Origin of the sequence: Paenibacillus sp. Soil724D2, from assembly GCF_001427935.1 — a bacterium.
Classification (GTDB): domain Bacteria; phylum Bacillota; class Bacilli; order Paenibacillales; family NBRC-103111; genus Paenibacillus_E.
Genome location: NZ_LMRY01000001.1, coordinates 298,655 through 314,190 on the forward strand (window position 1 = coordinate 298,655; position 15,536 = coordinate 314,190).

The 15,536-nt window shown below is 45.6% G+C and carries 14 protein-coding genes; 3 read left to right on the forward strand and 11 right to left on the reverse strand.

The genetic code is table 11. The annotated features are described in order from the left end of the window. Nucleotides 1-61: 61 nt before the first annotated feature. The 3 genes from ASG85_RS01450 to ASG85_RS01460 all read right to left on the reverse strand — a co-directional run bounded on the left by ASG85_RS01450 (nt 62) and on the right by ASG85_RS01460 (nt 1,998). Complete coding sequence (locus ASG85_RS01450; protein ID WP_057303534.1) at nt 62-973, reverse strand: selenium metabolism-associated LysR family transcriptional regulator; 912 nt, start codon at nt 971-973, stop codon at nt 62-64. 112 nt (nt 974-1,085) lie between these two features. Next, a complete protein-coding gene (locus ASG85_RS01455) occupies nt 1,086-1,523 on the reverse strand; it encodes a hypothetical protein (RefSeq protein ID WP_029195611.1) in 438 nt (145 codons plus the stop codon). A gap of 211 nt (nt 1,524-1,734) precedes the next feature. Then, nucleotides 1,735-1,998: a YlbG family protein gene (locus tag ASG85_RS01460; RefSeq protein ID WP_057303533.1), complete on the reverse strand. Its 264-nt coding sequence runs from the start codon at nt 1,996-1,998 to the stop codon at nt 1,735-1,737. Between the two features lie 47 nt (nt 1,999-2,045). Between ASG85_RS01460 and ASG85_RS01465 the strand changes: the two genes are divergently transcribed. Then, nucleotides 2,046-3,050 carry an asparaginase gene (locus ASG85_RS01465; protein ID WP_060645172.1) on the forward strand — a complete coding sequence of 335 codons (1,005 nt, stop codon included), beginning with the start codon at nt 2,046-2,048 and terminating at the stop codon, nt 3,048-3,050. Nucleotides 3,051-3,053: 3 nt separating this feature from the next. Here ASG85_RS01465 and ASG85_RS01470 read toward each other — a convergent pair whose 3' ends face one another. The 3 genes from ASG85_RS01470 to ASG85_RS01480 form a co-directional block, all read right to left on the reverse strand. Continuing rightward, nucleotides 3,054-3,503: a YlbF family regulator gene (locus tag ASG85_RS01470; protein WP_060645173.1), complete on the reverse strand. Its 450-nt coding sequence runs from the start codon at nt 3,501-3,503 to the stop codon at nt 3,054-3,056. A 128-nt stretch (nt 3,504-3,631) separates the two neighbouring features. Further along, on the reverse strand, nt 3,632-5,668 hold the full coding sequence (locus ASG85_RS01475; protein WP_060645174.1) for a helicase-associated domain-containing protein: 2,037 nt from the start codon (nt 5,666-5,668) through the stop codon (nt 3,632-3,634). Between the two features lie 16 nt (nt 5,669-5,684). Beyond that, a complete protein-coding gene (locus tag ASG85_RS01480; protein WP_060645175.1) occupies nt 5,685-7,367 on the reverse strand; it encodes a DNA repair helicase XPB in 1,683 nt (560 codons plus the stop codon). Nucleotides 7,368-7,491: 124 nt separating this feature from the next. On the opposite strand from ASG85_RS01480, the gene ASG85_RS01485 reads away from it, so the two are divergent. Together ASG85_RS01485 and ASG85_RS01495 are read left to right on the forward strand one after the other, a co-directional pair. Continuing rightward, nucleotides 7,492-8,004 (forward strand): thermonuclease family protein, encoded by a 513-nt coding sequence (locus ASG85_RS01485; protein WP_060645176.1) that lies wholly within the window; start codon nt 7,492-7,494, stop codon nt 8,002-8,004. Nucleotides 8,005-8,281: 277 nt separating this feature from the next. Beyond that, nucleotides 8,282-9,208, forward strand: a complete 927-nt coding sequence (locus ASG85_RS01495; protein WP_060645178.1) for a LysR family transcriptional regulator — start codon at nt 8,282-8,284, stop codon at nt 9,206-9,208. Here ASG85_RS01495 and ASG85_RS01500 read toward each other — a convergent pair. The 5 genes from ASG85_RS01500 to ASG85_RS01520 all read right to left on the reverse strand — a co-directional run bounded on the left by ASG85_RS01500 (nt 9,153) and on the right by ASG85_RS01520 (nt 15,533). Beyond that, nucleotides 9,153-10,226, reverse strand: coding sequence for a Gfo/Idh/MocA family protein (locus ASG85_RS01500; protein WP_060645179.1), 1,074 nt, complete (start codon nt 10,224-10,226; stop codon nt 9,153-9,155). The two genes, ASG85_RS01495 and ASG85_RS01500, sit on opposite strands and share 56 nt — an antisense overlap. A 59-nt stretch (nt 10,227-10,285) precedes the next feature. Beyond that, nucleotides 10,286-11,434, reverse strand: a complete 1,149-nt coding sequence (locus ASG85_RS01505) for a Gfo/Idh/MocA family protein (RefSeq protein WP_060645180.1) — start codon at nt 11,432-11,434, stop codon at nt 10,286-10,288. A gap of 172 nt (nt 11,435-11,606) precedes the next feature. Continuing rightward, on the reverse strand, nt 11,607-13,712 hold the full coding sequence (locus ASG85_RS01510; protein ID WP_060645181.1) for a PAS domain-containing sensor histidine kinase: 2,106 nt from the start codon (nt 13,710-13,712) through the stop codon (nt 11,607-11,609). A 147-nt stretch (nt 13,713-13,859) separates the two neighbouring features. Then, nucleotides 13,860-14,300: a CBS domain-containing protein gene (locus ASG85_RS01515; protein WP_060645182.1), complete on the reverse strand. Its 441-nt coding sequence runs from the start codon at nt 14,298-14,300 to the stop codon at nt 13,860-13,862. 63 nt (nt 14,301-14,363) lie between these two features. Then, nucleotides 14,364-15,533 (reverse strand): M20 family metallopeptidase, encoded by a 1,170-nt coding sequence (locus ASG85_RS01520; protein WP_060645183.1) that lies wholly within the window; start codon nt 15,531-15,533, stop codon nt 14,364-14,366. Nucleotides 15,534-15,536 lie beyond the last annotated feature (3 nt).

Genomic DNA, 15,536 nt, shown 5'->3' on the forward strand with positions numbered 1-15,536 from the left:
CCTTCATCGTAAATGACATTTATGAGCTCATCATTAATCGAACTGTAGATTATGTAAAATTTTAAAGAAAGCGGCTTAAATCCTCTTGCCGCAAGAAGGTCATGAAGCTTACTGCTGATATAGGCAGCAATGTAGAGTTCAAATAAATGGCATAGAAGCTGCGTTCGAAGGCAATGTTCTCGATCTGCTTCACTTTAAAGAGGCCTAGCGTCACTTCATGCTTGACGGACGACTGGGAAAGAATAGAGATACCCAAGCCCGCTTCAACAGCAGATTTAATAGCGCCTGTGCTGCCTAACTCCATCACAATCCTCATGGAAGAGCAATCCATGTTGCAGCGCGCGAACTCCTCTTCCATCACTCTTCTCGTCCCGGAACCTTGCTCTCGAAGAACAAACGGATATTTCAGCAGCTCCTCCAGGGTTACAACCTCCATATCGGCTAGCGGATGGTCTGCAGGTACGATGAGCTTAAGCTCATCACTTAGAATCGCTTCAGTATGGACATCCGGATGATGAATGGGCGCTTCGACAAGTCCGAAATTGAGCTGATGGCCAAGAACCTCGTCCAAAATCTGAGTCGTATTCATCACCTTCATCGATACGGAGATGTTAGGATAGTCTTTGCTGAAGGGTCCAAGCAGGCGAGGTAAAATGTATTCCCCCATCGTTAAGCTGGCGCCCAACTGCAGCCGCCCTTCAATCATTTTCGTAAATTTGGACATAGCAACATCAGTCTCACGGATAAGTTCAATGCTGTTTTTAGCAAAAGGCAGCAGAGCTCGTCCCGCTTCCGACAGCTCGATCTTTTTGGTGCTGCGGTGAAATAGCTTGACACCGAAATAATCTTCCAATGATTGAACCTGCATGGTCACCGCAGGCTGTGTCATATGTAGGGCTCCCGCCGCATGAGAGAAGCTGCCTTTCTCCGCCACGGTAAAGAAAATATGCAGTTGATGAAAATTAAGTGCCATGTAAACCCGCCTCTCTTTGTTTCCATTATATGAAATCGCACGCACACAGTCCATTAAGACACAAAAAAGAGCATGCCGTCATCGACACACTCCAGTTAAGGAACCTATTCGGTTATCGACGCTTACGACTGTTCTTGATCAATGTCATACGACGTGAGTGTCTAAGCCAAGAATAATAAGACTTCAAATCACGAAGCTCCATCGTTTCCGACATTTTCCCAAGGAACGTAACAATAATCATTTTGTGAAGCGGATTACCCACAAGATCGGTTTCATGCTCCAGATGGGAAAATTCGGCAACAACAACAAGGTCATCATCAATGAGATAAACGTCTTCTTCATTGCGATAATAAGGGACGATGCTATCATTTTTAAGCTTTTCCCACAGAAAAGCGCAAATTTCCTCGAGTGAATTGTTTTCGCTAGAAACACGATCACTCCATCTCAGCTTCGCATGATTCGTGATCACGACGTCCGCCACTTTCTTGTCACCCAGCTGTACGAAGAATGGTTCATAAGTACTCCATCTCCCCATCACCTTGTCTTTCATGATCACAACCCCTTTCCTACTAAAATGAGACCGTGTACCTATTCCCTATCTGCCTGTAAGTTATATTTTACTTGATTATAACTTTTTTTCCCATGAAAGAATATATAAAATTATTAATAAATATTTGTGAAATCATGAAAAAATGCTTATTTTCTAAAAATTCAAAAAATAAAAAAAGCTTCTTGCGAAGCTTTCGTTTTGCACTGCAGCCTCAAAGGGTGTAAAATCTAGTTTTGTCCGGCACATCACTACTGTATTCGGTTTTAATTTCGTTACGGTAAGACTTCTCTACCTTCTTGACGTACGGGAGCTTCAAAAGGTTCCGTGTTGTCTCTTCTACTTTGCTGGCATGTATATAAAGAACGGCATAATTCATTTTCTTGGATATGTAATGAAGGGAACCGAACCGTTCCAAGTTTCTCGCGGCTTTGATATCGTTTACCCAAATGATTAATCCGCTACGCTCGATCATCATGATTGCAACCTCTTTTCAATAATCCTAGTATGGAGTGAACCCACTACATGAAGCCTTCTGACACCATTGTCCGCATATTCCGTGGAAGCATAACAGAAAGTATTCACCGCGTCCACCTCGCGGTCGTTAACGCTGGGGGGACGCTGCTGTATCAAGCAGGCGACCCGCAGCTGCTCACCTTCGCCCGTTCGACGGCGAAGCTCATTCAAGCCTTGCCGGTGATTGAATCCGGCGCGGCTGATCATTTCGGCCTCACCGATGCCGAAATCTCCCTATGCTGCGCTTCCCACAACGGGGAAGCTGAGCACGTGAGCACTGCCCAGGGTATCCTGGGCAAGCTCGATTACCATCAAGAGCACCTGCAATGCGGTGTTCATGAACCTTACCACGCGCCGACCGCACAGGCGATGCGCGAGCGAGGAGAATCCCCGAGCACCTTGCACAACAATTGCTCGGGTAAACATTCGGGGATGCTAGCGCTTAGCGCACACCTTGGTGCATCGCCGGATACCTACATGAGCATCCAGCATCCTGTTCAACAGCTTATGCTCGAGGCAGTATGCGCCATGACCGGCGTGCCAAAGCCGTTAATGCAGCTCGGAATTGACGGTTGTGGTGTGCCCGTATTCGGCATGAGAATCGACCAACTGGCACTTGCCTTCGCCAGATTAGGCCGACCTGACGAATTGCCGCAAGCACGTGCAAACGCTTGCCAAAGAATTGTCGCCGCGGTGCGAAAATATCCTCAATTCCTCGCGGGAAGCGACCGCTTCGATACGCGATTAATCGAGGTAACCAAGGGCCGTATCATCGGCAAGATGGGAGCCGAAGGCATCTTCGCCATCACGATTCCAGAACAGGGACTAGGCTTCGTCTTAAAGATCGAAGACGGTAATGTTCGGGCCTTGTATCCAGCTGTCGTCGAAGCTTTGAAGCAGCTAAGTTTGCTTTCGCAATCCGAAATAAGCGAACTTGCATCCTATCATACCCCTACCATTCATAACTGGCAGGGAACCGAGGTCGGAATCATCCGCCCCGATTTCCAGCTTTAGTAATTACCCGCAATTCCCGCTGCAGCTTCCACCGGAACTGCAGCCTTTGCCAGTTGGAAGTGGATTATTGCTTGGAACTTTAATCGTATCGGAGACCGCATGCGCGATCGTTGTGGAAACTGTAAACAGCAAATCGTCCAAACGGTCCTCAGCTTCTTTGAACCTACGCACCGCTTCAACAGCATGCAGTTTCTCCTGAATCTCATTCACCGCGGCTAATGCTTCATGATAGCTTGGGTGGTAATGCCCGAAGCGTTCACATTCCTCGAAAGCATCTTTTTTTCTGGCGAAAACCGCTTTAAGATCCCGCACTTCCGCGCTGTTCTCTACAGCGATCTTCCAATATAAATAATCTGCCACTTCAGCAGAGGAATTAATCATATCACCCATGTCATAGGCCTGCATAAGAACGGCCGACATATCTATTGTTTCTGCTTCCAATGTTTGTAACATAACTAAGATCAACATCCTTCCTCTCAAAAAATATATAACATCTCTACTATACCACAGTTCCCCAAGAGTTTCTTCCTTTTCTCTTTGCAACAAAATCCTCGTCCATTTGCTCAATGACTAATGCTAACCTACGTATAAACACCTTCATCATTAATACCAGGCAAAATAAGCTTCATCTCCTCCCAATCCTCGCTAACCAAAGAAATCTCCTGATATTCCTCCAGTCCTTCCAATATCCAGCCCGATCGTTCTTCGCGCAGAATTCGGGGGATGATAAAGCGATTTCGTCCTTCTTTTCGAAGCTGTAAAACGCTTTTCCATTCGATAGCTTTGCGGATCATCTCTTTGCGAGTAGAGCCGTGATACTCACGAAATTCCTTAATCCAGCTTACAGGAATATCCTGCATATCCGGATACAATTCGTCCTGCTCCGGCAAGTGGGTATCCATTTCATAGAGCTGTATGGTATCCCGTGAATAACAAAGGCCGCCTGTCTGATTTTCGGACGAAATCAAGTCATTGGAACTCGCTGGCATCTCGTCTTTTCGGCTGCTTCTTGGATGGAACCCCATATTCTCAAGACACTTCGTGAGCTTTGTAAGATGTTCACGCAATATAATAAAGTCTGAGCTGCCAACGCGCTCCCCAAGAAGTGGCAAGCATTTCTCGTTTCTAAGCAAGGCCTCGGCTATATCCTCGGAACGGCAGCGAAGCAGCGTTACTTCTTCGATATACAGCTTACCGGCCTGCTCTCCCCATTGCTGTAAAGTAATCGTTATATGTGCAGGTACTTCGTAAAGAGCATTCTCGTGCAGGATGCGAATCATTTCTTCACTGCTCATCCCCTTTTCCCAAGCACGGTAGAAGCTTTCTTTGGTAACCCGATAGGTACGAACAAGATCTGTCGTTTGGAGATCAGCGAAAGCCGCGATATCCCATTCTGTGCGAAGAAATACATCAGGGGGGAGCAATATTTCGAAATCCGGCTGCACATAAAGCGAAGGACTCACATCCACATACGTTTCTAACGATCTGAAGTCCTTATCCTTATAGTGTAAGACCTCTTGTATCGGCGTTATTAACCACCGAAACCATATATGATTTTCCTTGTCGGTACCCAACTCTATGAAACGGAAAACAGACAAAGGAGCTATCCAAGTGGTCATGATAGCCTTTCGAAGTGATGATTCATCCGTTACCTGCCCCCCAAGGGAACAGCAAGAACGGATTCCTTTTACGATAACGTCCACATCATACCATTGCCCGAACTCTCCTCTCTCCATCAATGATATGCCATGTTCAAGCCAGACAGGCGCAGGAACCAACAATTGACGCCATATCTGGTATAATTGCCCTTGCTGGCTGTCGTAAGAGTCCTGAAGCCATCCTAGAAAGGCCGTCTGATTGAAGAGGTAACGGTCACCTTGGCTATGAATAGAAAGGAAACCCATGCGAATAGCCATTTCAATCATTAGCGCGGCAGGTTCGTCATAAACGTCTCTAAATGCGTAATTAAGCCCAGCAGAGCGTAAAATATCATTAGGCAATGCTAGATATTCTGTTAGCTTTTGCAGCTGTTTTTTATGTAAAGTCCCTTTGTTCGTGAGAGGCAGAGATGATTGTTGAATACAAGCCACCTGAAAATGAAACAGCTGCTGGGCCAAGCCTCTAGGGTTAAACGGTACTGCTGTAACTGATGCGTTTAATTGCTCTAAGTCCCCGGCTTCCAACTGCTCAATTACCATATCCTCTTTAGTTGTTTGAAGCTGATCTGACGGAAATAATAACATCTGCCACGCTGCAAAAGCATCCTCAGGCAGGATAAAAAGCTGCTCCCCCCATGCTTTGCGAAAGGCACCAATAATGCCCGCTCTTCTAAGCCCTACAAGGCCTAGCGCGACTTGCGCACCCGCCATACGAAGAGCTCCTTGCTTTTCCAACGCGTCTCTTGTAAACGGTTCACAGCCGAATGCGGATACGATGAGACGCAGAGTATGCTTTTCATCCAATGACAAATGCCGGTTCAACTCCGCAAGGTACTTCTGATCAGTCATTAAATCAGGTAATGCCACGCCTTGTTCCAGGAAAGATGAGCACCATTTTTGTTCCATAATGAGCTGTCTCAGTTCTCGGGGCATTTTGCTATCCAAATGTTGAAATTTCATTCTGTGCTCCTTCTCGTCATTTCGCCTCTTGATTCCAACTCGTTATGCTATATTGATAGCCTTGTTCAACTAGAAACAACTGCCTTTTCATAGCAAAATCCTGCTCCTTCGTATCCTCGCTAATCAGAGAATAGAAGACAGCAGCGTTAGTGCCGCTGCTCTTAGGGCGAAGGATGCGACCTAGCCGCTGCGCCTCTTCTTGCCGCGAACCATAGCTACCCGACACCTGAATGGCTACGACGGCGTCGGGCAGATCCACAGCAAAATTGGCAACCTTGGATACAATAAGGAGAGGCAGCCGACCCTTCTTGAATTGTTCGTATAGGTCTTCTCGGATATCATGCGCTACTCCGCCGCTGATCATGGGCGCGCCGGTATGGGCAGCGATGAGCTCTAATTGACTAATATATTGGCCGATGATTAACGTCTGTTCATTAGCATGAAGCCCCAATAAGTGGTCAATAACGTCTAGCTTAGCGGCGTTTTCTCCAGCGATCCTGAACTGCTGCCTAGCTCCCGAGGCTCCATAACGATCCCGATCATGAGCCGATAGAGGCACTCGTACTTCCTTGCAGGCTACCTTGGCTATCCAGCCTTTTGACTCAAGCTCTTTCCATGCCATATCATATTTCTTCGGTCCCACAAGCGAGAAAACGTCTTCTTCTCGACCGTCTTCCCTAATTAACGTAGCCGTTAATCCGAGTCTGCGAGTCGCTTGTATCTCGGCTGTAGCCCGAAAAACGGGGGCTGGCAAAAGATGAACCTCATCATAAATAATCAACCCCCAGTCTCTCTGACTGAACAGCCGCATATGCGAGAATTCGTCTTCTTTCTTCCCACGATGCGTCAAAATCTGATATGTCGCAATCGTAATAGGCCTTACTTCCTTCGTAGCGCCGTTATATTCCCCTACCTGGTCTTCCGCCAAGCCTGTTTTGCTCAAAATCTCACGTTTCCACTGCTTTACCGAAGTAACATTGGTTGTCAGAATCAATGTCGCACAGTTGCACTTGGCCATCGCGGCAATGCCGACCACCGTCTTCCCTGCTCCACAGGGAAGTACCAACACACCGCTGCCGCCTTCTCCGACACGGTTAAAAGCATCTACAGCATGTTTTTGGTAATCCCGCAGCTGGAAAGGCGCTTCCATCGTATCTTCATTCCGAAGCTGAATCGGAAGAAATTCACCGCTGCGATAAGCGGCCAAATCTTCTACAGGATAACCCAGCTTGATAAGTTCTTGCTTCAAGATACCTCGTGAAATCGGAGAAATAGCAATAGCGCGCTCTCCGCGGGTATCCTCTAAATACCTCTTCAACGAATCGTACGCGCAAATTTCTTTCAACACAACCGTATCATCGCTAACTAAATAGAGCTCATTTCCGACATTCTTCATACGCAATATGCCATACCGTTTCACATATTTCCGAATGCTGCTCAGTACCGCGGTAGGGACACCAAATTTGGCATTCCGCTGCAAAAAGTCCGACATTTCTTCTATTGGCATCCCAGCAGCTGACGCATTCCATAGCGATAATGGCGTAATCCGATACGTATGGAGATGCTCTGGGCTTTTGATCAAATCCGCAAAACGGGATATCGTCCCCCTTACAGCTTCAAATTCTGGGTGATTCGTTTCAACTAATATCGATAAATCGCTCTGTACAATCAGAGGACGGGTAGGATCCATGGCAATCATGTGCTGCCTCCTTTTTTTCTAGTATGAAAGGAAAGCACTTGATTTAAACATCCCCACCATGCTAACGTCTAAAACATACTCAAAGAAATGCTTACGATGTTACGAATTACTTAGGAGGTCCTTCATGCGCAAATGGAAAATCTCTCTTGCTTTGCTGCTTAATTTAGTTATCTTGATGACTGCTTGTGGGAGTAAACCCGCAGCTGTAGCTGGCAGAGAGCGTGTAAAAGTGGAACGTATCGTGGACGGTGACACGCTTGAGGTCACAATGAAAGGGAAGAAAGAGAAGGTTCGATTAATTGGTGTGGACACACCGGAAACGAAGAAACCTAATACACCGGTTATGTTTTATGGAAAAGAAGCAAGTGCTTATACGAAGAAACGATTGGAGAAGGAAACCGTCGAGCTTGAATTTGATGTAGATAAAAAGGATCAATATGATCGCTGGCTCGTTTACGTATGGATCGGGGAAGAACTGTTTAACCGTACCCTTGTTCAAGAGGGGTATGCGCGGATGGCTACATATCCTCCGAACGTCAAGTACGTGGATGCCTTTAAGAAAGATCAAGAAACAGCCCGTAATCAGAAGAAAGGCTTATGGAAGGATTATGATAAAGCATTTGATACCAAGAAATAACCGATAACTACCAAAGCAAGTACAGATAGCACGCCAGCAATCGGTAGGGAACGAACCCCCCTTCTCTCCTTCTTTTCGTACCAATGGGCCCTTCTTGAACGCTTTTCTATTTCTCTTATATGCTGCTCAAATCTTTTCTCTATTTCGTATAGATTCCACATGGTAACTCCCCCTATCCTTTGGTTGAGAACGATTTTACCATGGCAAGAACTCCCAGAGTTATCTATAATAAATGATCGTAACCATCGGAAAAAGTGATGATTGGAGGGCGACTAGAATGGATCTTACCTTGTATAAAACACTGCTTGAAGTCGCCAAATGGCAAAACTATACGAAGGCGGGTGAAAGTCTCGGCTATGCTCAGTCTAGTGTGACATCCCAAATTCAAAAGCTGGAAATGGAATATGGGATCGAAATATTTGAACGTATCGGCAAAAAGATGCGACCGACACCAGCCGGCGACATTTTACTCCGATATGCCTCCAAGCTTGTCAAATTAGTAGAGGAATCGAAGATTACGGTTGCGGGTCAAACAACGGGGAGCTTTATCATTGGCACACATGAGACAACCATGTGCTCATATATGCTGCCACCGTATTTAGGAGCTTTCAAGAGGCGCTACCCGCAAATTACGATCACCATCAACGAAGTAGTCGAGAATGATATTTATCGGGCTCTTAAAGCAGGCGAATGCGATATGGGGTTCATTGTTGAACGTGACATAACTGACCCTGATTTGATATTTGAAAATATTCAAGAAGAGGAATTCGTCATTATTGCCTCGCCGGATCACCCGTTAGCAGCCAAATCATCCATTGTTCCACAAGATTTAAACGGCAGCGAAATTCTGATGTCGACAATAGGAAGCCGCTGTCGCAATCTATTCGAAAAGATGCTGCGCAAACACCAAATCCAATATACGCTAGCTTATGAAATCAATAATTATGAAACAGTCAAAAAATGCGCGATGCATGGACTAGGTCTTTCCTTGCTTCCCAAAACGACCGTTACCGCTGAAACGCAAAACGGGCAGCTAGCGATATTACCGCTAGACTACCCGAATTTCAAGCTAAACGTACAGCTGTGTTATCATGCCAAAAGGCAATTATCGATGCCCATGAAGGCTTTTGTCCAGTTAATGTGTAGGCCTACTCCACACGGATTGCATTCGCCTGAGCAATCAAGCACAGCTCTGCTGCTTTGAACGTATGCGCCTGTGTCATGGCATGCTCTGTACGATTCAGACAGTCCAAGATCAACTGGCCGAAGAAAGGAAAGCCTACTTGTCCATGGAGGCTGTAGTGCTTTTCTCCTTGCTGGTTAACCAGGTATAACTGATCTCCCTGCGGATCGCGAGCGATGTCAATATATTTACGCAGTTCAATATATCCTTCTGTTCCTAGAATAACCGTCCGTCCATCTCCCCAAGTACCCAAACCACTCGGTGTAAGCCAATCTACACGGAAATAATTTGTCGCCCCGTTGTCCCCGATCAGTGTTGCGTCACCGAAATCCTCCAGCTCTGGATAATCCTTCGCATGGTAATTCGCCACTTTACTGCTTACAACAGTAGCATCCTTGCACCCTGCATAGTACAGAAACTGTTCAATTTGATGACTGCCGATATCACAGAGAATGCCGCCATAATTTTCTTTCTTGAAAAACCAATCAGGGCGATTCGAATGACCCAATCTGTGCGGCCCTAAACCAATGACCTGCACGACTCGGCCAATTGCACCTTCTTCAATGAGCTGACCCGCGAAAACGGCACTTTCCACATGGAGACGCTCACTGTAATATACAGCAAATTTGCGACCCGTTGCTTCAACAGTTGCCTTGGCTGCAGCCAATTGATCTAACGTTGTGAAAGGAGCTTTATCTGTGAAATAATCTTTGCCATTCTCCATCGCACGGACACCTAACGCTCCGCGTTCCGAAGGTACAGCAGCTGAAGCGATTAGCTTGACTTCGGCATCGTCAAATATTTCTTGCTCAGACGCAGCTACCTTCACATGAGGATACTTCTCCACGAAAGCCTTTACCTTAGCAGCGTCCTGATCATAAACCCATTTGAGCTCTGCTCCTGCTTCTTGCAAGCCATTGCACATTCCATAGATATGACCGTGATCCAAGGCAATCGCTGCGAAAACGAACTCCCCTTTTTGAACGACAATGTTCGGCTTCCCTTTTGGTGCGTAATTCATTCCATCGCTTTTCTGCATGTCCGAATTCCTCCACTATCCTACCCATGTTACGCATTAGCGCGGGGGTGTTCATATTTTTATACTACAAGTGTTTTAAAACCGGCCTCTTTATTGACAGTGGAATTTTTTATTTTATCTTGCAAATGCTGCTCGAATAATTCTTCGTCAATCGGCAGGTCTACCCAATTGTCTGTCCACGTCGACAATAACATGGCGTTGGATAGCATCAGACCTTTGATTCCTTCTTCTCCTGGAGCGACCAATGGCGTGCCATGTAGAATGGCATCCACCCAGTTTTGCGTGATGCCTTTGTGGCCTGTTTCTTGCCCTTCAATTGGAATCTCGCACTTCCAGCACTCCGGTTGGCCGAATCCACCCTTGTAGGTTTCATTAAATTCTCTCTCGGAGACGCGTAAACGCCAGAAAGTTAGCTTGCCATCTTCGATCACAATTTTACCTCGGTCACCGGACAACTCGAAACGGTTCGTACCCGGTGCTTCGCCCGTTGTTGTAACGAATAAGCCCGTAGCGCCATTCTCATACTCTACGAATGCGGTTACATCGTCCTCAACTTCGATATTGCGATGCTTTCCGAAATAACAAAATGCACGAACTCGTTTAGGCATCATATCGATCGTCCACTGCCACAAGTCAAGCTGATGCGGGTCCTGGTTAATGAGTACACCGCCGCCTTCGCCTGCCCACGTTGCACGCCAGCCGCCTGAATCGTAATAGCTTTGGGATCTGTACCAATTCGTAATAATCCAGTTCGTTCTGCGAATTTCGCCAAGCTCTCCGGAAGAAACCAGATCCTTCAACTTTTTATATAATGGATTTGTACGTTGATTGTACATCATACTGAACACTTTGCCTGAAGCTTGCGCAGCTTCGTTCATTTGTCTAACTTGTTTGGTATAAACACCTGCTGGTTTCTCACACAACACATGGAGTCCGGCTTTAAATGCACGGGCAGCCACATCTGGGTGATCATAGTGCGGAGTCGCAATCAATACACCGTCAATTGTCCCCGAAGTAAGGAATGTATCGAGATTGTCGAATAATTGGACGCCTTCACCTAGGTTTTCTTTCGCCCATTCCAAGCGGTCCGCTCTGAACTCACAAATAGCGGTTAGCTGAGCACCCTTCACTTCATTATTCACCAAGTATTTGGCATGTCCGGTTCCCATATTGCCCAGACCAATAATACCAATCCTTACTTTCTCCATATGGTTATCACCTTTTCTTGTTAGTTTCACAATTATTGAACACGTTATCAATGTAGCATATTTAGAAGACCGCATCTTGTCGCAGATTGACCACCTTATTGCGAACTTTGACAGTTACAAGATATAGACAAAATGAGAAAAGACCAGTTTCCTGGTCCGGTCCCTCCCTTTTTCACGAAAAAGCTGGCAGTTGGATAAGGACAGTGGTGCCAACGCCAAGCTTACTTTGATATTCAATATGTCCTTGGTGTTCATCAATAATCGCGAAGCTAACCATTACGCCGAGCCCAGTTCCCTTCTCTTTGGTCGTATAAAAGGGTTCCCCTATGCGCGGCAGCCGCTCCTCCGATATACCCATTCCCTGATCTGCGAAATAAAGAACTACACCGCCCGCAACCTTTTTCACAGATATATGCAGGCCGCCTCCGATTGGCATTGCCTCAATTGCATTTTTAATCATATTCACGAAAACCTGCTTTAATTGATTTCGCTCACATTTAACCAGAGGAAGATTCGGTTCACAATCTAGTTCGATGATCACATTGCTCATGATTGCTTCTGTATTCAACAGTTCAATGACTTCGCTAAGAATAGCTGTGGTATCATGAGGATGAAAGGCAACAGCCTGTGGCTTAGCAAGAATCAGAAGCTCTCCTAAGATCAATTCGATACGATTAAATTCTTCCTGCATGATCTGAAAATACCTAAGCTTGCTTTCTTCGTTTGCTTGACACATCAGTTTAGCAAATCCTTTGAGCGCCGTAAGCGGATTACGGATCTCATGTGCGATACCTGCTGCCAATTGTCCAGCGACATTCAATTTTTCCGTTTTGCGAAGAAGCTCTTCTGTCTGTTTCTGTATGGTGATATCCTGCACCGTACCAAATAGACGCAGCGGCCTTCCCCATTCGTCATAGGTCGTTTTGGCCATGGTATGAATCACGCGGACCTCATTCTCATTCACAATAATTCGATACACCAAATCTAGAAGACCGCCATGCAGAGCATCACGAATTGCCTCTTTCACTTTAACTGTATCATCCGGATGAACCGCATTAAAAAAGGCTTCTATTGTATTCCCAAAACCTTCACGGCGCAAATGAAACAGCACAAACAGCTCGTCTGACCAATACAAATCATTCCTGATCACATCCCAGTCATAGTGACCCAATCCCGCGATTTCTTGTGCAATTTCCAAATTGGCTTTGCTTCTTTTAAGCTCTGCTTCAATTTGTTTATGTGTTGTAATATCGTGAATGAGCCCCCGTACAGCCGTACGACCGTTATCGCGGAGGACGCGCTCGATTTGTGATTTGAGATGTCGCACCTCTCCATCTTTGCGAACAACCCTGTACTCGACTTCAGATATTCCAACCTGAATCGCTGTCTCAAAAGCAAGGGCTACTTTATAGCGATCATCCGACACAATTAGCATAATAGCTTCGCTTAAATCCATAGAATCTACGGGATCAAGACCATGTATTCGGTACATCTCCTCGGACCACATGCAATACTCATCCGTCAGATATCGCTCAAAGCTGCCAAACTGTCCCAGTTTTTGCGCTTGCACAAAACGCTCCTCGACCAGCTTACGCTCTGTAATATCGCGCCAAATACCCAATAGCTGACTTCTCTTACCATCTTCATCTAACATCCATTTGAAATTTTTCTCAAACCACACGTACCAACCTTTTTTATGCAAGAAACGACAGGTGATCATCCCTTGGTCCGCAACAGTCGAGTAGTTTTCGTCCGTAAAAATGTTCTTCAAAATCTCTATGTCTTCTGAATGACAATACGTCAATATACGAGTACCGACCATTTCATCAACTTCATAACCGAGCAATGGATGAGTAGCAGGGGATAGATATCGAAATTTACCATCTACGGAAGTCAATGTGATTAAATCTTGAAAATTCTCTGTATATTTTAGATAATACTCACTTTCTAGCAATGAACTAATTTCAGCAAAATCCGGTTTGCGGAATGCAATATGCAAATTCCCGCCAAATGGATATGCACTTACCTTTATCCACTGATTGGACGATTTTATGTACTCTTCAAAATGAACTTCTTCCTTATTTTTAAGGGCTTTATGGAATTGATCGTAACAAGCGTACCGTATCGCAGCAGGAAATTCGGCCCAAGCGACTTTACCCAATAATTCATTAGGCGTACGATTTAAAATTTTTGCTGCATATTCGTTGATATATGTATAATGCCAACCTGCGTCTAGAATAATTACACCAATAAATGCGCTGTCTTTGACCTTATTCATTCTAAGATGGTGACCTCCCCTACCCTTTTCGCTATCATTATCTCTCATCACTTATCGGTAGTAAAGATAACATTTTTTCCTGACAAAAAAAGCAACCCTTCTCCATAGAATGGAAAACAGGTTGCTTCTGTTATACGTGGATCCTAATTATTTACTGCCGACGAGTGTTTTGTCTGATGAAATCTTGCTAAGCGCTTCTCCAGCTTCATCCTCAAAGCTTCCGCGCACCGCTAGGTCACCGATAGCTACGATTCCGACAAGCTCACCGTTCTCCACTACTGGTAACCGTCGAATTTGATCTTTAGCCATCATTTTGGCGGCCTCTTCAACAGTAGTATCTGGGCTTATTGTCTCTATATCCTTCGTAATTACATTCTCGACAGCTGTAGAACCAGAATGCTTTTCCGCGTACCCGCGAACAACAAGGTCACGGTCTGTTACAACACCAATCAGCTTCTTGCCCTCTACAACGGCAACGAATCCGATATCGTGATTCTTCATTTTTAAAGCGATCTCGTAAATATTATCCTGCAGAGTAACCGTCACGCAATCTTTACTCATGATGTCCCTCACTGTTTTACCTGCCATGTCCCATAATCCCTCCTCAGAGTTAACTTACCTCTATAGCATTCTCCAAAGGAAGGACGGCATTCATGCCATATAATCCAAAGCCATTCCTAATAACAAATTTGCTGCATTTAGCATGGATTTCTCGTCAATATCGAACTTCGGATGATGGTGCGGATGTACGATGCCAGCCTCAACATTACCTGCACCAACGAACATAAAACAACCTGGTCGGTGATTCAAATAATAGGAAAAGTCCTCTCCGGCCATAATAAGCGGGGACTCGTGTACGGCTTCTGACCCAAACAATTCGGTGCCAACTTTGAAGAAACGCTCTGCTTCTTTCCCGTCATTAACAACTGTTGGATAACCTAATTTATAGTTTATCTTATAGGAAGCCTGATTCATCTCACAAGTGGTATGTACGATCCGTTCAAGGCGCTGCTTTACATCTTGTCTAAGTTCCGCATTGAAAGTGCGCACAGTGCCATTCAGCACACTCGTTTCAGCTATGACATTGAAGCTTGAGCCTCCGTGGAAGGATCCAACGCTAACCACACATGGTTCAATCGGATCTATTTGTCGACTCACGATCGATTGGAGATTAACAACTAATTGAGAAGCTACATAAATACTGTCAATGGTTTGATGAGGCAACCCCCCATGTCCACCTTTTCCTTGAATATGGATAGTAAATTCGTCGGGTGCCGCCATTAAGGGACCCGCTTTGGAATAAAAATGGCCTATAGGAAATGGTGTCCAGAGATGAACGCCGAACACGGCATCAACACCTTCAAGAGCTCCGTCTTGGATCATGGAATCAGCGCCACCAGGCGTAATTTCTTCAGCATGCTGGAACAGGAAAACCAGATTCCCTTTCAGTTGAGCGCGATGCTGACTAGCCACCTTGGCAATGCCAAGCAGTGTTGAAGTGTGTGCGTCGTGTCCACAAGCGTGCATAACGCCTTTCGTGAGCGAAGAATACGTACAGTTCTTCTCATCTTGTATAGGCAGTGCATCCATGTCTGCTCGAAGCGCAACCGTAGGACCTTCGCTGCTGCCGCGGAGCAGTCCGACAATACCATTGCCTCCTACATTTTTGCGAACTTCAATATCCCAACTTTGTAGATGGCTCGCCACAAATTCAGCTGTGCGATATTCATGAAAAGAGAGTTCTGGGTTTTGATGTAAGTAGCGTCTCCAGGCAACCATTTCTTCATAATTGGCTTGTAAGCTTGCTTGAAAATCGTTCATATG

Coding starts and splice junctions, on each gene's coding strand:
- ASG85_RS01450 (WP_057303534.1), bottom strand. CDS start 973: ATGGCACTTAATTTTCATCAACTGCATATTTTCTTTACCGTGGCGGAG.
- ASG85_RS01455 (WP_029195611.1), bottom strand. CDS start 1,523: ATGAAAGACAAGGTGATGGGGAGATGGAGTACTTATGAACCATTCTTC.
- ASG85_RS01460 (WP_057303533.1), bottom strand. CDS start 1,998: ATGATGATCGAGCGTAGCGGATTAATCATTTGGGTAAACGATATCAAA.
- ASG85_RS01465 (WP_060645172.1), top strand. CDS start 2,046: ATGAAGCCTTCTGACACCATTGTCCGCATATTCCGTGGAAGCATAACA.
- ASG85_RS01470 (WP_060645173.1), bottom strand. CDS start 3,503: ATGTTACAAACATTGGAAGCAGAAACAATAGATATGTCGGCCGTTCTT.
- ASG85_RS01475 (WP_060645174.1), bottom strand. CDS start 5,668: ATGAAATTTCAACATTTGGATAGCAAAATGCCCCGAGAACTGAGACAG.
- ASG85_RS01480 (WP_060645175.1), bottom strand. CDS start 7,367: ATGATTGCCATGGATCCTACCCGTCCTCTGATTGTACAGAGCGATTTA.
- ASG85_RS01485 (WP_060645176.1), top strand. CDS start 7,492: ATGCGCAAATGGAAAATCTCTCTTGCTTTGCTGCTTAATTTAGTTATC.
- ASG85_RS01495 (WP_060645178.1), top strand. CDS start 8,282: ATGGATCTTACCTTGTATAAAACACTGCTTGAAGTCGCCAAATGGCAA.
- ASG85_RS01500 (WP_060645179.1), bottom strand. CDS start 10,226: ATGCAGAAAAGCGATGGAATGAATTACGCACCAAAAGGGAAGCCGAAC.
- ASG85_RS01505 (WP_060645180.1), bottom strand. CDS start 11,434: ATGGAGAAAGTAAGGATTGGTATTATTGGTCTGGGCAATATGGGAACC.
- ASG85_RS01510 (WP_060645181.1), bottom strand. CDS start 13,712: ATGAATAAGGTCAAAGACAGCGCATTTATTGGTGTAATTATTCTAGAC.
- ASG85_RS01515 (WP_060645182.1), bottom strand. CDS start 14,300: ATGGCAGGTAAAACAGTGAGGGACATCATGAGTAAAGATTGCGTGACG.
- ASG85_RS01520 (WP_060645183.1), bottom strand. CDS start 15,533: ATGAACGATTTTCAAGCAAGCTTACAAGCCAATTATGAAGAAATGGTT.